Annotated in this window: 16 protein-coding genes and 1 pseudogene; 8 read left to right on the top strand and 9 right to left on the bottom strand. The window is 62.3% G+C overall.

Going from position 1 to position 18,031, the window contains the following annotated elements; translation table 11 throughout:
• Positions 1-44 precede the first annotated feature (44 nt).
• Both AC3WLT_RS28715 and pdxR read right to left on the bottom strand, forming a co-directional pair.
• Positions 45-377: a hypothetical protein gene (locus tag AC3WLT_RS28715; RefSeq protein ID WP_492595039.1), complete on the bottom strand. Its 333-nt coding sequence runs from the start codon at positions 375-377 to the stop codon at positions 45-47.
• 223 nt (positions 378-600) lie between these two features.
• Positions 601-2,127 (bottom strand): MocR-like pyridoxine biosynthesis transcription factor PdxR, encoded by a 1,527-nt coding sequence (gene pdxR, locus AC3WLT_RS28720; RefSeq protein ID WP_492595040.1) that lies wholly within the window; start codon positions 2,125-2,127, stop codon positions 601-603.
• A 104-nt stretch (positions 2,128-2,231) separates the two neighbouring features.
• Here pdxR and AC3WLT_RS28725 point away from each other — a divergent pair, with 104 nt between their 5' ends.
• Positions 2,232-2,972 carry a GNAT family N-acetyltransferase gene (locus AC3WLT_RS28725; RefSeq protein WP_492595041.1) on the top strand — a complete coding sequence of 247 codons (741 nt, stop codon included), beginning with the start codon at positions 2,232-2,234 and terminating at the stop codon, positions 2,970-2,972.
• A 45-nt stretch (positions 2,973-3,017) separates the two neighbouring features.
• Here AC3WLT_RS28725 and AC3WLT_RS28730 read toward each other — a convergent pair whose 3' ends face one another.
• Complete coding sequence (locus AC3WLT_RS28730; RefSeq protein ID WP_492595042.1) at positions 3,018-3,554, bottom strand: GNAT family N-acetyltransferase; 537 nt, start codon at positions 3,552-3,554, stop codon at positions 3,018-3,020.
• Between the two features lie 353 nt (positions 3,555-3,907).
• Between AC3WLT_RS28730 and AC3WLT_RS28735 the strand changes: the two genes are divergently transcribed.
• From AC3WLT_RS28735 to AC3WLT_RS28750, 4 genes and pseudogenes are all read left to right on the top strand, one after another.
• A complete protein-coding gene (locus tag AC3WLT_RS28735; protein WP_492595043.1) occupies positions 3,908-6,100 on the top strand; it encodes a GNAT family N-acetyltransferase in 2,193 nt (730 codons plus the stop codon).
• The gene (locus AC3WLT_RS28740; RefSeq protein WP_492595044.1) at positions 6,066-6,503 is read left to right on the top strand and encodes an ASCH domain-containing protein; all 438 of its coding nucleotides are present in this window, start codon (positions 6,066-6,068) and stop codon (positions 6,501-6,503) included. Before AC3WLT_RS28735 ends, AC3WLT_RS28740 begins: the two co-directional genes overlap by 35 nt.
• A 43-nt stretch (positions 6,504-6,546) precedes the next feature.
• A pseudogene (locus AC3WLT_RS28745) lies at positions 6,547-7,341 on the top strand (quinone oxidoreductase family protein); the annotation flags it as partial.
• A gap of 203 nt (positions 7,342-7,544) precedes the next feature.
• Positions 7,545-8,123 carry a DUF4337 domain-containing protein gene (locus AC3WLT_RS28750; protein WP_492595045.1) on the top strand — a complete coding sequence of 193 codons (579 nt, stop codon included), beginning with the start codon at positions 7,545-7,547 and terminating at the stop codon, positions 8,121-8,123.
• A gap of 10 nt (positions 8,124-8,133) precedes the next feature.
• Here the strand turns inward: AC3WLT_RS28750 and AC3WLT_RS28755 are convergent, their stop codons facing one another.
• The 5 genes from AC3WLT_RS28755 to AC3WLT_RS28775 all read right to left on the bottom strand — a co-directional run bounded on the left by AC3WLT_RS28755 (position 8,134) and on the right by AC3WLT_RS28775 (position 11,198).
• Positions 8,134-9,405: an RNA polymerase sigma factor gene (locus AC3WLT_RS28755; RefSeq protein WP_492595046.1), complete on the bottom strand. Its 1,272-nt coding sequence runs from the start codon at positions 9,403-9,405 to the stop codon at positions 8,134-8,136.
• 4 nt (positions 9,406-9,409) lie between these two features.
• Entirely contained in the window at positions 9,410-9,817 is a 408-nt protein-coding gene (locus tag AC3WLT_RS28760; RefSeq protein ID WP_492595047.1) for a VOC family protein, read from the bottom strand.
• A 69-nt stretch (positions 9,818-9,886) separates the two neighbouring features.
• The gene (locus tag AC3WLT_RS28765; RefSeq protein WP_492595048.1) at positions 9,887-10,141 is read right to left on the bottom strand and encodes an SRPBCC family protein; all 255 of its coding nucleotides are present in this window, start codon (positions 10,139-10,141) and stop codon (positions 9,887-9,889) included.
• A 144-nt stretch (positions 10,142-10,285) separates the two neighbouring features.
• Complete coding sequence (locus AC3WLT_RS28770; RefSeq protein WP_492595049.1) at positions 10,286-10,699, bottom strand: YciI family protein; 414 nt, start codon at positions 10,697-10,699, stop codon at positions 10,286-10,288.
• A gap of 145 nt (positions 10,700-10,844) precedes the next feature.
• The gene (locus AC3WLT_RS28775; protein WP_492595050.1) at positions 10,845-11,198 is read right to left on the bottom strand and encodes a YciI family protein; all 354 of its coding nucleotides are present in this window, start codon (positions 11,196-11,198) and stop codon (positions 10,845-10,847) included.
• 436 nt (positions 11,199-11,634) lie between these two features.
• Between AC3WLT_RS28775 and AC3WLT_RS28780 the strand changes: the two genes are divergently transcribed.
• The 3 genes from AC3WLT_RS28780 to AC3WLT_RS28790 all read left to right on the top strand — a co-directional run bounded on the left by AC3WLT_RS28780 (position 11,635) and on the right by AC3WLT_RS28790 (position 17,208).
• Positions 11,635-13,602 (top strand): hypothetical protein, encoded by a 1,968-nt coding sequence (locus AC3WLT_RS28780; protein WP_492595051.1) that lies wholly within the window; start codon positions 11,635-11,637, stop codon positions 13,600-13,602.
• 373 nt (positions 13,603-13,975) lie between these two features.
• Positions 13,976-15,664: a phospholipase C gene (locus tag AC3WLT_RS28785; RefSeq protein WP_492595052.1), complete on the top strand. Its 1,689-nt coding sequence runs from the start codon at positions 13,976-13,978 to the stop codon at positions 15,662-15,664.
• 107 nt (positions 15,665-15,771) lie between these two features.
• The gene (locus AC3WLT_RS28790; RefSeq protein ID WP_492595053.1) at positions 15,772-17,208 is read left to right on the top strand and encodes a cytochrome-c peroxidase; all 1,437 of its coding nucleotides are present in this window, start codon (positions 15,772-15,774) and stop codon (positions 17,206-17,208) included.
• 93 nt (positions 17,209-17,301) lie between these two features.
• On the opposite strand, the gene AC3WLT_RS28795 is transcribed toward AC3WLT_RS28790, so the two are convergent.
• Complete coding sequence (locus AC3WLT_RS28795; protein WP_492595054.1) at positions 17,302-17,775, bottom strand: hypothetical protein; 474 nt, start codon at positions 17,773-17,775, stop codon at positions 17,302-17,304.
• Positions 17,776-18,031: the final 256 nt, after the last annotated feature.

Genomic DNA, 18,031 nt, shown 5'->3' on the forward strand with positions numbered 1-18,031 from the left:
GCGGATTCAAGGCGGCAGCTGCCAGGCCGCCGCCCGCGTTTGCATCAATGCGGCGCTTTGCCGTTGGGCAGCGCGTCCAACGGTTTGTGCTGTTCCTCGCCGAGCCCCGGGAAGAACGCGTTCCAGGCGGCACGCACGCCTTGCGCCGCGGTGGCCTCCGCGCCGATCGATTCCGACTCGCCTGCGGGAACGCTCGCCGGATCGGCGGACAGGCCGCGCCAGTGCGTGAACACCAGCAACGGTTTTTCGGTCCATACGCCATCGCCAAATTTCGCAAATGCCGTGTCCCCGCTCGTCAACTGCACCTCGTACCAGCCTTCACGAACGGGCGTATGGACGGCAAGCTCAAACCACGCGGTCGGTTCGATTTCCTTCATGTCTTCTCCGGTCGGAAAAATCGTCATAGATAACCACAAAGGCATGCTTCATGCCCGCGCCCGGCAGCGGCCCGGCATACGCGCGCATCCTTTCCGCGATGTTGCAGCGCGACGCGCGCTGAGCATGACCTGCGGGCGATTCGCCAACCTCGCGCACCTGGCAAATCGCCGCGCATAAACGACACGATAGCGCGACATCGGCTGCGCGGACAAACGTAAAAACTTACGCGACGCGTGTCCCCGCGATTTCGCCCGTCAGGCCGGCCAATACGCCGATGGCGGGCGCCAGTTGTTCGGCTGGCGTACTGCCGTAGCCGATCACGAGGCCATTCGTCTCGTCGCGAGGCTGCAACGCGAAACCGGACAGCGCCCGAGGATTGAGCCGCTCGGCAAGCGCGCATTCAGCGAGCAGTCGATCCGGGATACAAGGCGGCAGACGCAGCGTCAGATGCATGCCGCAATTGCCGCCCAGAATCTGCGACGGCTCGAAATGCGCGCTCAGCGCATCGCGCAGCGCCTGCTGCCGTTCCCGATAGAGACGCCGCATGCGGCCCAGATGCCGTCCGAACTCCCCGCTGTCGATGAAATGCGCCAACGCCAGCTGCTCCAGACGATGCCCGCCGCGCAGCATCTCCTGCAACGCGACCGCCGCGTGCTCGGCGATCGCGCCCGGCAGCACCACGAAGCCGATGCGCAACGCCGGAAACATCGTTTTGCTGAACGAGCCCACGTACAACACCGGCGCGTCCGGCACCAGCCCCTGCATGCTGGCGATCGGTTCGCCGGTGTGGCGGAATTCGCCGTCATAGTCGTCTTCGATCAGCCACGCACCGCTGCGGCGCGCCTGCGCGATCAGCTCCAGCCGCCGCGCCACCGACAGCACCGAACCGGTCGGATACTGATGCGCGGGCGACGTGTAGATCAGCTTCGGCGGATGCGCGCGCCACGCGTCCGCCGGCACCGCAATGCCTTCGAGATCGACCGGCATCGGCAGCGTGGTCAGATCGCCGAGATTGAACGCCGCCTTCGCGCCGCGATAGCCGGGATCCTCGACCCAGGCGATGTCGCCCGGATCGGTGAAAAGCCGCACGCACAGGTTCAGCGCTTCCTGCGCGCCTTCGGTGATCACCACCTGCGAGCCGTCGCAGCGCACGCCGCGAGACACGCGCAGATGTGTAGCGATCGCGTTGCGCAGCGCCGACTCGCCGGCCGGCGCGCCGTAACCGAGCGCAAGCGGCAATGCGCGTTCCATCGACCGTTCGAGCGCGCGCCGCCACGCGCCGAGCGGAAAGCGATCCAGCGCGGGCGTGCCTGGCGTCAGCGGCAAGGTGTTGTCGGCATGCGTGCGTGTGGCGGCGAATTGTCCGACGCGCGCGGCGTAGACAGCCTCGGGCGCGGTGGGCTGCGCCTGATGTTCGCCGCGCGCGGCTGGGCTGGAGAGCGGGCTCACGCGCGTGCCCTTCTTGTCGGCGACGACATAACCGACTGCGGCGAGATGCTCGTAGGCAATCACGACCGTATTGCGCGACACCCCCATCTCCGCCGCCAGCAAACGCGACGACGGCAGCAGCGAGCCCGCCGGCAGACGCCCGGTCAGAATCGCCTGCTGCAAGCGCTCGATCAGCTGCTTTTGCAGCGGCGCCGGTTTTTCGCCGGCGGCGGCAGTGCCGGTACCCGCACCACTCGCGGCGGACGGCGAGGTGGCTGGCGCAGCGCCGGAATGAATGAGCGGACCAATGATCTCGATCATTGATGCTGGACCTATTAAATATGGCGGGGCTGGATCTTTTTAACATACCACGTTTGCCGTATTGTTCTCCCAGACAATCGACCGGGTGAACAAGGAGAGCAGACATGGAACCCAGACGTAACGCGTTCGACCAGCCGATCGGCGCCCCGGTGCCGGGCTGGAACGGTGCGCGGGCGCCCGGCCGCGAGCCGCTGGTGGGCCGCTATTGCCGGATTGAAGCGGTGGACGTCGAACGTCACGCCGAAGACCTCTACGACGCATACAGTTTGGCCACCGATGGCCGCGACTGGACCTATCTGTCGGTCGGGCCGTTCGAGAGCCTCGCCGCGTATCGCGAGCATCTGACGCGCGCGGCGGCGTCGGCCGATCCGCTGCACTATGCGGTGATCGATCTGGCGACCGGCAAGGCCGTCGGCACCCTGGCGCTGATGCGTATCGACCCCGCGAACGGCGTGATCGAAGTCGGGCACGTCACGTATTCGCCGCGCCTGAAGCGCACCCGCATCGCCACCGAAGCGATGTTCCTGCTGATGAACCACGTATTCGGCGACATCGGCTATCGCCGCTTCGAATGGAAATGCGACTCGCTGAACGGTCCGTCACGCACGGCGGCGCTGCGCTATGGATTCACGTTCGAAGGCATCTTCCGCCAGGCGATCGTGTATCGCCAACGCAATCGCGATACCGCGTGGTTCTCGATACTCGACGGTGAATGGCCCGCGCTGCGTGCGTGCTATGCACGTTGGCTCGATGCCGGCAACTTCGACGCGCGGGGTCAGCAGATTGAACGGCTGGCGGATCTGATCGCGCAACAGCGGGCGGCGGCGAGTGAGGATGGTCAATAAGCCGACAGTTGGCCGCGGCATACGAACAGCCCGGCGCGCGACGATTCAGGCTGCGCCTGCCGTGCGCCGCAAGACGATGGTCGGCTTGCCTTTGTACGTCGTGCGAAGCCGCTCGCGATAGCCGCATTTGTGAGCGACGCGCAGCGACGGCAGATTTTCCGGCGCGATGATGCAGGCGGTTTCGGCGTCCGGCCACTGCAGGTCGGCCCAACTCAGCGCGGCGCGCACGGCTTCGGTCGCGTAGCCGCGGCCATGCACGGCCGGATCCAGGGCCCAGCCGATCTCCGGCGTGCCCATCAGCGAAGGTTCGATCTCCCGGTGATAGTCGGCAAAGCCGACTTCGCCGAGGAAGCGGCCGCGCTCCTTGTCCCGAACCACCCAGTATCCGTAACCCAGCATCGCCCAATGCCCGGCGTAACGCAGCAGGCGCGCCCAGACTTCCTCACGCGTGAAAGGCTGGCCGCCGATGTAGCGGATCACCTCGGGATCGGACCACATCGCATAGCTCTCGAGGAAATCGTCGCGCGTGTGCGGACGCATGATCAGACGGTCGGTGGTGAGGAGCGTGGGGTGGGTGGACATTGAAGGAGCGAGTGGTTGGGGAGGGATGCTTTGCGGCGCTGAAGCGTAGAAGGGGTGCGTGGGATGATCGCAGATTTTTTGCAATGACATGGTTGTCTTTTAGCACGCCAAAAACCAGATATAGCAACACTCAAACGATGACGCAAAGTTCGTCATCTTCCAGCATTCCCGTCTTTATCTCGTTATTGCGGCCCCCTAAATAATGATATCTTTACGATCTATTCTGGCGGAGGTTTAAGAACCTCTTTCAGGAACAATCCAATCTAACCATTCCGCAACCTGCACCTCATACGCTGTCCTGGCGCTGGGGAAACGCATGCTCGCGGTGACATGCTGGGAGGCCGATAACTAAGATGATCGTCGAAAAACACACTATCGATATTTTGGATCGCTACACCGACGTCGCCCCGTTTGTTTCTTCCGTCATCGAGGCGGCGGACAGCGATAAAAACGCCCTTGGATTCTTTCCGTTACGCGTCTTTAAGGACTTCGCTCGCAAGGAACAACTCTTCGTAGCGGTGGAACGTCATGCAAAAGGCATGTCATATGCGGGTCACTTGCTATTTGAAGCAAAGCATCCGAAGGGACGCGTGCTGCAGATGTTCGTTGCACCGAGATTCAGAAAGCGTGGAATAGCAACTCACCTGTTGGACCATCTCAAGAAACACCTGACAGACCATGCTTTCATTTCCATGTACGCGCGAGTGGCAGAAGATCTCGACAAAGCCAACAAGTTCTGGGAAAGGCAGGGCTTCTATGTACAGTGCATCAGCAGAGGAGGGGAGACAAGAAACCGAACGATCCTTGTTCGCAGCCATGAGCTCAATACACCGCAATTGTTCGCCCCGAGCGGGCTCAGCGCTGCCGACCCTCTCGGCCTGGATTCGACATATACGGCGGAGACTCCGCTTTTCCTGCTCGATCTGAACGTACTGTTCGACCTTGGCCCACGCAGACGCAGAAACGAGGAAATCCTCGACCTATTTCGAATTGAAAGGACTGGTTCCTGCCAACTTGCGTTAAGCACGGAGATCACCGCTGAACTCACCCGGACGGCGAGTGTTGGCGTAACGGATCCGATGCAGGCATACGCCCGTATTTTCCCCTCCTTCCCTGCCCCGAGTGCGGAGGAATGGAACGCACTCTCGCCGGAGCTTGCATCCATTGTGTTCCCGGAACGGCATCGATCCGATGCGCTCAGCAGCAACGATGTTTCGGACCTGCGACATTTGGCTACTGCCATTCAGAACCGGCTTGCTGGCCTGGTCACAAACGATACTTCGATACTCAACGCGTCCGCCAAGCTAAACGAGAAGTACGGCATCCAGGTTTTTGCACCTGACGCTTTTAAAGATCTGAATGCCGGTGAGGCAAGAGAGGAAGTATTTGAGACTGGTGCAAACGACTCGCTCTCGATAGCGCCCGTCACCGGAGTTGAAGAACCCGAAGTTCATCGGCTCCTATTCCGACTCAAAATCCCTGCATCAGCGATCGTTGCCGCATGGGCCGCGATCGATTCGAACGAGCGAGTCTGCAATCGATATGGCGTCTGGTCGGAAGGTGTTCTGGTGGGATATCTGATGTGGCCCAAAACAATGACGGGCAGCGATTTCACCGCGCGCGCGGCTGTCGACGAAACCCAAGCTGGCGCGATACATGCAGCCCGCCTCCTGCTCGGGTATCTAATTGAGCAAGCCGCGACGGCTGGCACTTCGCAGATCCGACTCACATTTCCTCCGCAGCAATCCCAGATACGCGAGGTAGCTTCAGCGCTAGGCTTTGGCGGCCTGACGGGTCAAACGTCCCTGACCAAGCTTGCCTTGGGAAACATCGTCACCACATCAAATTGGGTGGACCGTGTAGACAGCCTTTTCCGAGCCGGCCGCGTGCGCCTCCCAGATGCCCCGCCGGTCTACAGAAATGTCGATCAGCAAATTCGCCTCATCCGACCCGATGGAAACGTCGGACATGTCTCCTTGATGACGTTAGAAACGCTGCTCTCGCCAGCGCTCTTTTGTCTGCCCGGAAGAACGGCGGTCATTTCGCCCGTGCGGCGCGACTTTGCTGAGCGTCTGTTAGCGCACTCGCCTCAGAAAAGCCTGCTTCCGCATGCCAGAGCCAAACTGTACAAACAGCGGCACTATTTGAGCGGCGCCGGAACGCTCAGGCACTTTAAGCGTGGTAACCTGATCTTGTTCTACGAGTCAGCCAAGAACCGAGGTCTCGGCGCCATTGTTGCCATCGCGCGCGTGCAGTATGCCTACTTGAAATCCCAACAGGCAATGGAGAAGTCAGACCTCGATCCGTCAGTTCTTGACTTCTCGGGACTCGAAGCGATCGGTCGTTCCAAGACAAAAACCGTAACGGTATTTGACAACATTATTTGCCTTGAACGTCCGGTTCCACTTGCCACACTTCAGAAACTGGGCTGTGGAAGTCCGCAAGACCTGATTACTACGCATGCAATCGATAACTCACAGCTTCAAGGAATCCTCGCGGAAGGGTTTGCCCATGGAACATCCGGAACACGTACTCATCTCACTTGAAGAGCGACACGCCGAAAACATATTTTCGGGTACAAAGCATGTGGAGCTTCGGCGGCGAGCAATGAACGTGAAGGCGGGTACAGTCGTCTGGATTTATGTGAAGTTACCCGTTGGCCGCGTCGTCGGTTATGCCAAGGTGAGCGCTGCGCATTCGCTCGCACCCGCCACCTTGTGGCGACGGTTTGCGAATGTATGCGGCATCACGCGGCGGGAATTTTTCGACTATTTCGATGGCGTATCTAAAGGCTTCGCCCTAGGGTTGCATGAGCCGCAGCGACTCGCTGGCACCGTTTCGCTCACGGAATTAAGAGAGGTGTCGGCAGGATTCCAACCTCCGCAGTTTTTTATTCGTATTGCGCCTGACAGCCCTCTTCTCCACGCCATCGAAGGCAAGTGCGTATAGGCGCGCAGCGTGTCGCGGCCTCAAACCAACTCAAGAAACCGCGCCAGGAACGGATTTCGGTTCGCCGGCGACCACACCAGCACCTGCTCGATCAGCGGCGCATCGACGAGCGGTGTGGGGCACCGGCGGCGATATCGGCTTCACGCGCGACGGCACGCACGCCGAGTTCATCAAGATTCCGCTCGGCGCGCTGTCGCGCAAACCCACGACGCTCAGCCACGCGCAGGCTTCGGCAATCGGCGTGAATTTCGTGGTCGCCTGGTTCGGCACGGTTGAATACGCGCGCTTGCAAGCCGGCGAAACCATCGCGGTGATCGGCGCGGGCGGCGGGGTCGGCGGCGCGGTGGTGCAGATCGCGAAAGCGCGCGGCGCGCGCGTGATTGCCGTCGACCGTCAGCCACTTGCAGCCGATTCGCCGGCGGGCTGGCTGATCGACGAGTACGTTCCCTTCGACGAACACGCGACCGAGCGCGTCAAGGCGCTGACCGGCGGCGCGGACGTGGCGTACGACACGGTCGGCGGTGTGGCGTTCGAGACCGCACTGAGTCTCGTCAAAGGCCGTGGCCGCGTGCTGGAAATCAGCGGAACCGGCAAGCGCCGCGTCGAGTTCGACCTGATCGATTTCTACCACAACGAAACGCAACTGCTCGGCGTGGACAGCGCGAAACTGGGCGTTGCCGAATCGGCACCGTTGATGACCGTGTTGGTGGAAGGCTTCGAGAGCGGCAAGCTGCAAGCGCCGGCTATTGCTCAGCAGTTCACGCTGAAGCAGGCGCGCGAAGCGTACGAAGCGGTGGCCGCGGGCACGCGCGGCCGTGTCGTCATCACGATGCAGTAACCGGAACGGCTGGCGGGCGCGGCTGTGTGCGTCCGCGTCCACCTTGCGCTACCGCAACGGCAATACCTTTTCCATCCCTGAGCGCCTCACGCTAAGATTGAGGCCTCCGGAAAATCTCGCCGCACCGGCGTCGATGCCGGCGCCCGGTTCGCATCGGCGAGCGCCGTCCGGAATACAACAAAAGCTTTGCCTCGGAGAATCAGATGTCTGAAGAATATGAAGTGCACGGCCCGCACGACCACGCGGTCGAACATGCCGGCCACCACGACGCCGATCCTTTCGCGAGCCGCATGGCCGTGATGACGGCGATCCTCGCGACAATCGGCGCGCTGTGCGCGTACCAGAGCGGCAATAGCGAAAATCTGGCGCTCTACTACAAGAACGAAGCCGCCATCAAGAAGACCGAGGCGTCGAATCAATGGAGTTACTACCAGGCCAAGGGCGAGAAGCAGAATCTCGCTGAACTCGGCGCGGCGCTGTCGGCCGGCAATACGGAAGCGCACGCCAAGTTCGTCGCCGACGTCGAAAAATACACGCAGCAGAAAGAGCCGATCCGCGCGAAGGCTGAAGAGCTCGAAAAAGAAGTCATGCAAAACGACGCTAAGAGCGAGGCGCTTCTGCATGGTCATCATCGCTGGGCGCAGTCCACCACGCTGATCCAGATCGCCATCGCATTGAGCGCGATCACGTTACTCACGCGCAAGACATGGCTGCGCAATCTGTCGTTCGGCGTCGCGGCGGCAGGCGTGCTGATGGGCGCCTGGGCGTTTCTCTCGGCGTGATGCACGCCGCTCAATGCGCCATCTCGCGCGCACGCGCGAGCAACAACTCCCGCTCGCGCGCGTTGCGCGTCATCGCCGCGGCGCGTTCGAATTCGGCGCGCGCCTCGGCCACGCGTCCGAGCTTGGCCAGCAGATCGCCGCGCACGCTCGGCAACCAGTGGTAGTTCGCGAGCGTCGCGTCGGCGGCGAGCGCATCGACGATGTCCAGACCCGCGGCCGGCCCGAACGCCATGCCCACCGCCACCGCGCGATTCAACTCCACTACCGGCGAAGGCGCCACCTGCGCCAGCGCGTCATATAGCGCGACGATCTGTTCCCAGTCGGTGTCCTCGGCACGCCGGGCGCGCGCATGACACGCGGCCAGCGCCGCTTGCAGCGCATACGGTCCGCTCGCGCCGCCGAGCGCGTGCGAACTGCCAAGCGCGGCCAGCCCGCGGCGGATCAGGAGCGGATCCCAGCGGCTGCGGTCCTGGTCGGGCAACAGCACCGGACGGCCCTCGGCATCGGTACGCGCATGCGTGCGCGACGCCTGAATCTCCATCAACGCGACGAGGCCATGCACTTCGCTTTCGTCCGGCACCAGACCGCTCAGCACGCGCCCAAGCCGCAGCGCTTCCTCGCACAGCGCCGGGCGCATCCAGTCGTCGCCGGCGGTGGCCGAATAGCCTTCATTGAAAATCAGATAGATCACTTCGAGTACCGACGCAAGCCGGGGCGCACGCGCATCCGCTTGCGGCACTTCGAACGGCACCTTGGCCGCGGACAGCGTGCGCTTGGCGCGCACGATGCGCTGCGCGATGGTCGGCTCGGGCACGAGGAACGCGCGCGCGATTTCCTCCGTGGTCAGGCCGCCGAGCAGGCGCAGCGTCAGCGCGACGCGTGCATCGGTGGACAACACCGGATGACAGGCGGTGAAGACCAGCCGCAGCAGATCGTCGCCGATATCGTCGGCACGTGCTGCATCGAGGGCATCGACGAAATCCGGCACGAGGTGAGCCTCCTGTGCATCGAGATCGTGACCCAGCTCCTCGCGCTTGCGAGCATGCAACGCTTCCTGGCGCAAGCGGTCGAGCGCGCGGTTCTTCGCGGTCGCCATCAGCCACGCTCCGGGGTTATCGGGCACGCCCGCGTCGGGCCAGTGTTCGAGCGCGGCCACCAGCGCGTCCTGCGCCAACTCCTCGGCCAGCCCCACGTCGCGCACCATCCGCGCGACGTGGGCGATGACCTTGGCGGATTCGATCCGCCAGACCGCCTCGATGGCACGATGCGTGGCCGTCGTCACGGCCTCAACCCGCCGCGTTGGCGTTCGGGTCCATATAGATCAGCTCCCAGATGTGTCCGTCGATATCCTCGAAGCCGTGCCCGTACATGAAGCCGTAGTCCTGCGGCGCGCGCGGCGCCGCGCCGCCGGCGGCGATCGCTTTCGCGACCAGCGCATCCACCTCGGCGCGGCTCTCACATGAGAGGCCCACCAGCGCCTCGGTGCTTTCTTGCGGATTGCAGAGCGTCTTGCGTGTGAAGGACTTGAACAGATCCTTGACCAGCAGCATCGCGTAGATGTTTTCGCCGAGGATCAGACACGCCGCCTGTTCGTTGGTGAATCGCGCTTCGAAGCCAAATCCGATCGCGCTGAAAAATGCCTTCGAACGTTCGAGATTGTCGACGGCGAGGTTCACGTAGATCTGCTTATGCATGATGGAGTCCATTCATCGGGTTGTGTGCGGGCTGCACGGGCGCCAAGGTGCGCCGGATTTGCAGCGCCGTCAGCTCGCCTCGGCAAGCGTCTTCAGATTGCTCAGGCCGTCTTCGAAATCCTTGCCGACCATTTTGTCCATGCTGATGAAAACCTGCATCAGCTTCGACAGAAATGGCGCCGGTCCGTGCATCGCCCACGTGACCTGAGTCGCATCCGCATCGGGCTTCAACGTGAATTCGGCGATGTTGTGCGCCTCGAACGGCTTGATGAAATCGAGGTTCATCGTCACGCTCGACGGCGCCGCGGTATCGGCGATCTCCATCTGCCCCACGCCGACCTTTTCGCTTCGCCACGCATAACGCGCACCCTTGCCGCTCGCCGAGCCGCTGTACGTGCCTTGCGTCGCGGGGTCCTTGCGCAGGAACGGATATCGGCGCTTGAATCGGCGCGCCGATCGGCGTCGGGATCAACGCTTGGCCGCGTTCAGTTCGCGAAAGCGTTCCACTTCAGGGCCGGGCTCGAAGTCTTCGAGTTCGAACAGTTGCCGCACTTCGATCTCGCCGTCGGCCTGCTCGCCGAATGGCGCCGGAAAGCGCCGCGCCCATTCCATCGCTTCTTCACGTGAGCGAACCTGGATCAGCGTGTAGCCGGCGACCAGTTCCTTGGTCTCGGCAAACGGGCCGTCGACCACCGTGCGCTTGCCGCCGCTGTAGCGGATGCGCCAGCCCTTCGAACTCGGTTGCAGGCCGGTTGCGTCGAGCAGCACACCGGCCTTTGCCAGCTCTTCGTGGTATGCGCCCATCGCGGCCATCAGGGACGCTTCCGGCATGACGCCGGCTTCACTGGCGGCAGTCGCCTTCACCATGATCATGAATCGCATCGCAATCGCTCCTTTCGTTGTGAGTGGAAAGCCGCGGCTTGTTCGCTGGCTCCTTACTCACACGACGAGCGGTACGCGACCGGATCGACACTGATTTTTTAAACTAGGGGAAAACCCCAGGTCAATTGCATGTGGCGTGTGCCGCTTACACGAAACAAGGCCCGAGCTTACGGACTTCGACCGTGCACCACGACGCCGCCGGGCAGGCTTGCGCGATCGCGACCGCTTCCTCGCGGGTTTCACAATCGAGCAGGAAAAAGCCACCAATCATTTCCTTGGCTTCGGCAAACGGGCCGTCGAGCAGCCTCGCGTGGCCTTCGCGTACCTGCACGCGCACGGCGTCGTTGGTGGAGGTCAGCGATTCGACCGCGAGCAGTTTGCCGCGCTCTTTCAGATCGGCGGCGAAGCGCACCATCTGGTTGTAGACTTCGCGCCCGGCACGCTCGCCACGTTCAATGCGTTGTTCCGGGGGTTCGACGATAAGCAGCAGATAAGACATGGAGTCTCCGATTGATCGTGCCGCAGACGTGAACGCCCGGCAGGCGTATGACGGCAAAAACGCGCTTGCGGATAACTTGCGAGAGCCAGTCTAACAAGCGCGGATGAGTCCAGCAAACCCGTCTCAGCGCCAGAATTGCAGTTAATCCGGCTCCCTACGAACACTCGTAACGCCGATGCGGCATCTGGATTGCTTGGCCTGCTCTTCATTATTGGTCACGCGATACAAAACCGCCCGCTTTCGAGTATTCTCCCAACGCGTTAAACCTGCTGTGAAAGCATCGTTTGCGGATTAAAACCCGCGGATAAAAGTCGGCTTTCAATTCGACAAAAACGTCACGATACGGCGCGGCAATACAGCGGTATTTATCGGCATAATCTGCCGGCGCAACAAACGAATCCAAACGAATCACATAATCAAAGCATCGGGGAAATTCATGTATCGATCGATAGTGCGCACCGGCGTTGCGGCCGCCGTGGCCTGTGCCTTTTTGCAACTCGGCGGATGTGGCGGAGGCGGCGGTTCCGGTTCGGCTTCGTCTGGTTCGTCGACGACGGTCACGGCAACCTCGGTGAGCGGCACGGTGGCCACCGGCAGCGCCGTAGCGGGTGCGACTGTCACGCTGACCGACGCCACCGGCGCCCAGGCCACCACGACCACCAACACTCAAGGTGCGTACACGATCTCGGTGAAAGGCATGAGCGCGCCTTTCCTGATCGTCGCAACCGACGCCGCACGCATCTCCGCCCCGCTCGTCTCCGTGCTCGCCAAACTGCCGGGCGGCACCGCGCCCGCCGTCGTCAACGTCACCACGCTGACCACCGCGATTGCCGCGATGCTGACAGCCTCGGGCAATCCGCTCGACCTCGCGTCCACCACGGCGCTCGCCAAAGTGACGCTGCCGTCCGTGCAGATCGCCACCATCACGCTCGATACGATGCTGGCGAACATCCTCGCGCAAAACGGCATCCAGATGTCCGGCTTCGATCCGATCGGCACGGCATTCATACCGGATCACACCGGCGCCGACGCCGTGATCGATACGGTGTCGCTGGTGCCGGCGGCCAACGGCGGGTTGTCGCTGGTGTCGAATGCGGCGCCCGGCAAGACGGTCGCGCTGAACAACCAGACGGCCCAATCCGTCACGCTGGCGGCGCCCACCGTGGCGGCGAACTATCTGGAACCGCTCGCGGCCCTGCTGACCGCCTGCGCGGCGAATAGCACATTTGGCTCATCCTGCTCGCCGGCGATCGACGCTGCGTTTCTCGAAAACGGCTCGACCGATCTGATCACGGCGCATGGCGTGTCCGATGCGATCTTCAGCGGCGCGGTGTTCGGCTCGCCGAAAACGCTTGCATTCTTCACGCGCAACGGCAAGCAGCTTGCGCTCGTCTCGCTGCCGTTCACACTGGCGAGCGGCACCGTCACCGGCTTGCTGTACAGCATCGCGCAACAACTGCCGGCGCCGGTGACGCTCGCCAACGGTAGGCAACTCGGTTGGGATCTGATCGGCAACCAGTCGCAATTCGCCGTGGCAATCAGTTCGCAGATCCAGCGCCGCACCTTCCTCGATTCGAAGCTGAACGACGTCAACCGTTATGAGTCGGGTCTCGCAATCGCGATTCCGACCGCGTTGAATCCAACGGTGTACTCGGCTTCCGTGACAGGGCCCGGACTGAACGCGCCGATCTGGCTGATGCCGCGCAATGCGTTGGGCAGCAGCACGCTGGGCCTGTCGAGTCAGGCTTTGAGTGCAGCGCCGGTGTCGCCTGCCACGACCAGCAGCAACACCGCGTTGTATCGCTGGTCCTGGCAATCGCTGTCGGCGAGCGCGAACTTCACGCCGCCGGCTTCGAGCGGCTACTACTCGGCGCAGGCGATCGACGCGAGCACCGTGCCGCTCTACGCGACCTATACGGTGACGTTCTACGACAAGACCGGCGCGCAGATCGGCCAGTCGTCGATCATCAATCCGGGCAGCCCGGTGGGCGCGGCGGCGGGCAGCACGATCGCATGGCCGACGCTGCTGCCGGACTTCGCCGCGCAGTTCCTGACGCCAGGCGGGTCGCTGGCCGGCGTGCAGTACGCGATGAGCGTGGCGTGGTCGAGTCTCGTGAACGGGCAGGACCTCGCGTATCCGGTTACCTCGGTGCAGATCCAGGCAGCGCCCGGAAAGGCCGATGTCACGTCGCCCGCAGTCGACGGTTTCTGGGCCGGCAAGCCGAACAATACGACCTTCGGCCAGTATCAGGCCACGGTGAGCGCGGGGGTGAATTCGGCCGGCGTGCAAAGCTGCACGAATTGCCCGTTCCCGGCATTGACGACGGGTGGCTCGCGGCTTGTGCAGTTGGGCGGCGGGCAGAATGGCATCGGGTACTACGATATTACGAAGTACAACGATTAGAGCGGGTGTTGTAGCGGTCAGGAGCCGCGCTTCAGCATCTCTTCAGCCAAGCCAGGTATGACCGCGTCCTTCTCTCAGGTTCTAGTTGCCTCGGAATACTAGAACTTTTTAAAGCCGGCTTTATGCCGGCTTTTTTTGCTGAGGCTGTCTATTCAGGCCTGCGTCAATACCGGACTTGCCTTACGAAATCCTTCAATCAGCTTGATATTGTGCCCCGCAACGTAATAGCCGGGTAAGCAAAGCGCCATTTGCCGGTAACGCCCCGATGCTCCAATGTGCGTGGGTTTTTTAAACGGTCCCCACGCGCCCGCTGAGTTCGCCACGAACAGCGGTCGAAAAATAACTAGCAAAACGATACCCGGAGTTAAAACGTATGTTTTCTCGAGCCTTCCTGTTTGGCGTATCAGGCATAGCGATGGCAGTCGCGCTCTATGCGTGCGGCAGTGGCAACGGCGGTAATTCGCTCACCCCCGTGTCAGTGCAGAATCAACTGACCACCTCGACGCCCATCAAGCACGTGGTCGTGATCTATAACGAGAACGTCTCGTTCGACCATTACTTCGCCACCTATCCGAATGCGACAAATCCGGCGGGCGAACCTGCTTTCACGGCTACCGCAGGCACGCCGGCCGTGAACGGCCTGAGCGGCACGCTGCTGACCGCGAACCCCAACTTCACGAACACCGCGAACGGCACGGGCGCGGCGAATCCGTTCCGGCTGGACCGCACGCAGGCCGCGACGGCCGACCAGAATCACGCTTATACGGCAGAGCAGCAAGCGTATAACAATGGCGCGGCTGATTTGTTCCCGAAATACACGGGTAAAGGTTCGAGCGGTGGCGCGGGCGCCTTCGGTACGACCGGCCAGGTCATGGGCTACTACGACGGCAACACCGTGACGGCGATGTGGAACTGGGCGCAGCACTTTGCGATGAGCGACAACGCCTATACGGATACGTACGGCCCGTCGACTCCGGGCGCGCTGGAAGTGGTCTCCGGCCAGAACAACGGCGTGCAACTCGTCAAGACCAGCCAGCAGCCGTTCAATCTTTCGACGGCGTCGCACTCGTATTACGTCAACGACGGCCAGGGCGGCATCACGCTGATCAACGACACCGACCCGGCTGCCGACCTGTGCTCCAGCACGACCGATCAGATCCTGATGTCCGGCAAGAACATCGGCGATCTGCTCAACGCGAAGAACGTCACGTGGGGCGGCTTCATGGGCGGCTTCAACCTCGCGACCACCAACAGCAACGGCACGACCGGCTGCAAGCGCAGCACGGTGTCGCCGGTGGTCGGACAGGCAACGACCGACTATATCCCGCACCACAACTGGTTCCAGTACTACACGTCGACGGCGAACCCGCAGCACTTGCGCCCGAGCGCGACGGCGGCCATCGGCTACACGCTCGAGTCGGACGGCAAGACGGCTGACCCGGCGAACCACCAGTACGACACCGACGACTTCTTTGCAGCCGTGAAGGCCGGCAACTATCCTTCGGTCAGCTTCATCAAGGCGCCGGCGTTCCAGGACGGCCACGCGGGCTACTCCGACCCGCTCGACGAACAGGCGTTCACGGCCAGGATCGTCAACTTCCTCCAGCAACAGCCTGACTGGAAGAGCACGGCCGTGATCGTCGCGTGGGACGATTCGGATGGCTGGTACGACCATGCTTATGCGAACCCGACGTCTTCGTCGTTCGATGCTCAGGCAGATCAGCTGAACGGCGCCGGCAAGTGCGGCACGGGCACGGCGCCGGCCGGCGTGAATGGCGCCGCGGTCAACGGCCGTTGCGGCCCCGGCACGCGCATTCCGTTCCTCGTGATTTCGCCGTGGGCGAAGGTCAATTATGTCGACCACACGGCGATTAGCCAGGCGTCCGTGGTGCGCTTCATCGAAGATAACTGGCTGGGCAGCCAGCGAATCGGCGGCGGCTCCTTCGATGCGACGGCAGGCAGCATCATGAGCCTGTTCAACTTCAGCGGCAGCGGCAACAACTCGACTTTGTTCGTCGACCCGAACCTGGGCACGCCGGTCTCGTCGGTGCCTGCAATCTAGGTTCCGCAGCTCGCGCCGGCGGCGCGAAGCTGGACAGTACCCCCGTGTTGCCAACCGTTTCCGGGTTGGCAACATTTTTTGTTTTTAGCTTCCTTGCCGTTACTCGTATGCCCGCTTCCGCCGCTCCTCCCGTCGAATCACCTCCTACCCGGAATCAGCCGAGGTACAGCGCGCGCCACATTCTGGTGCTGCTCGCCGCCGCCGTGCCGATCGCGCTGATCGGCTTCTGTGCGTGGGCGCTGGTATACCCGTCGCGAGTTCCGACAGCAGTCGGCGCGCTCGTCGAAGACCTCACGGGGGCGAATGCCAATCCGATTGCGCTTCAGCGTCCGGTTGCTCCGGCTCAGCTCAGCGCAGTGGCGCAGCTCGGCAAAAAGATATTTTTCGACCCGACGCTCTCCGCGTCCGGTCGCCAGTCGTGCGCGTCGTGCCATAGCCCGGCGCACGCGTACGGGCCGGCGAACAATCTGGCCGTTCAGTTAGGCGGGCCCGATCTGACGCAGCAAGGCTACCGGCCGCCGCAGTCGCTTATGTACCTCTACCGGCAGCCGAATTTCAGCATCGGCCCGGATAGCGGCGACGCGGACAATGCCCCCGATCTCGCGCAGATCGCCACTCAGGCGGCGGGCGTGGACAAGGCCCAGAAGAACGCGGGGGTTGCGCCTGCCGCGCCGGCGATGGTCCCGCAAGGCGGCATGTTCTGGGACGGCCGCGCCGACACGCTCCAGGCACAGGCATCCGGTCCGATGCTGAACCCGGTCGAGATGGCGAATGCGAGCATGGCCGACGTCCTGGCGAAGCTCGAGCGCACGCCTTACCGGAACGACTTCATTCAGCTATTCGGTCCGCACGTTTTCGAAAACGTGAACCTCGCGATGTCGGAGGCCATGTTTGCGATTGCGCAATACCAGGTGGAAGAGCAATCGTTTCATCCTTACACGAGCAAATACGACTATTGGCTGGAAGGGAAAGCGCGGCTCAGCCAGGCGGAACTGCACGGGCTGCGTCTGTTCAACGACCCGAACAAGGCGAACTGTGCGGGGTGCCATCTTTCGAAGCCAGGTTCCGACGGCCTGCCGCCGATGTTCACGGACTACCAGTACGAGGCGCTCGGCGTGCCGCGCAATGCGAGCCTTGCCGCCAACCGGGACCACCGTTTCTTCGACATGGGTATCTGCGGACCCTTCCGGACCGACCTGAAGGACCAGACGCAGTATTGCGGGATGTTCCTCACGCCGACTCTGCGCAACGTCGCCACGCGCCGGGTGTTTTTCCACAACGGCGTTTATCGTTCGCTCGAGGACGTCATGGCGTTCTACAACGAACGCAATACCGCCCCGCAGAAGTTCTATCCGCGCGGCCCCGATGGAAAGATTCAGAAGTACGATGATCTGCCGGCGAAGTACCAGGCGAACATCGATGACAAAGACGCGCCGTTCGATCGAAAATTCGGCGACAAGCCCGCGATGAGCGATGAGGACATGCGCGACATCATCGCGTTCCTGAAGACGCTGAACGATGGGTACAAGGTTAGCGCGCGCTGAGTGATGGCGGCTTATTCCGTTCCGGAGTCAAAAAAAACGCCCACGTAGGGCGTTTTTTTGTTTCCGGGTTCTACGGAGCGAAGAGCAGTTCGGCTAGACCGCCGCCTCGGCGGTCGCCTGTATCTGCGCCGCCCTCATTAGCCCTTCGATCATTTTCGCTTCCGCGTTCGCGATGTCGCTCAACGATGCGCTGGACAATTGCCCGTCCAGAATCGCCAGCGCCGCGCAAAGGTGGAAATACTCGCTGTCTTCGAGTGCCCAGACGCCATCGCGACGCTCGCGGGCGTCGAGCTCAACCATCGCCGCGTGTGCGCTTTCAATGTCGGCGAGCAGGTCCGCCCCGAGCCCGAGATGGGAAAGTTCTTGCGACACAAGCAAATGCCGGCTCAACGTCATGTGCAGATTCCGCGAACCGTGGCCGCGCCGGAATGCATCGAGAGCGGTGTAGCACTGCAAAAGCATCGCCTCGGTGACAGGCTCGTGTGCGGTGCGGCTATAGGTCAGCGCGCGCAACAGCGGCGACATTGCGGGCTGACTGTGCTTGCGGATTCGCGATTTGCTGGACATATCGGTTCAACCTCCTTCGCTAACTCTCGGCTTTGCCACCCGAATTTTGCTGTCCGGTGGCAAACTCCGCCGATACGCCGGCGGGCTGACAGACTCCGAATGTGAATCTGTGTCCTTATCATGGCAAGCAACTATTAAGACAGACTTAAACGAACGAAAGTCGCAACGTGCTGCAAGGAATCGGGATAGGGGCAGGCCTCGCGACCCGACCCCTCCCACACCACCGTGCGTACGGGTCCGTACACGGCGGTTCGGA

The sequence above is a fragment of the Paraburkholderia sp. FW306-2-2C-D06C genome (assembly GCF_058781505.1).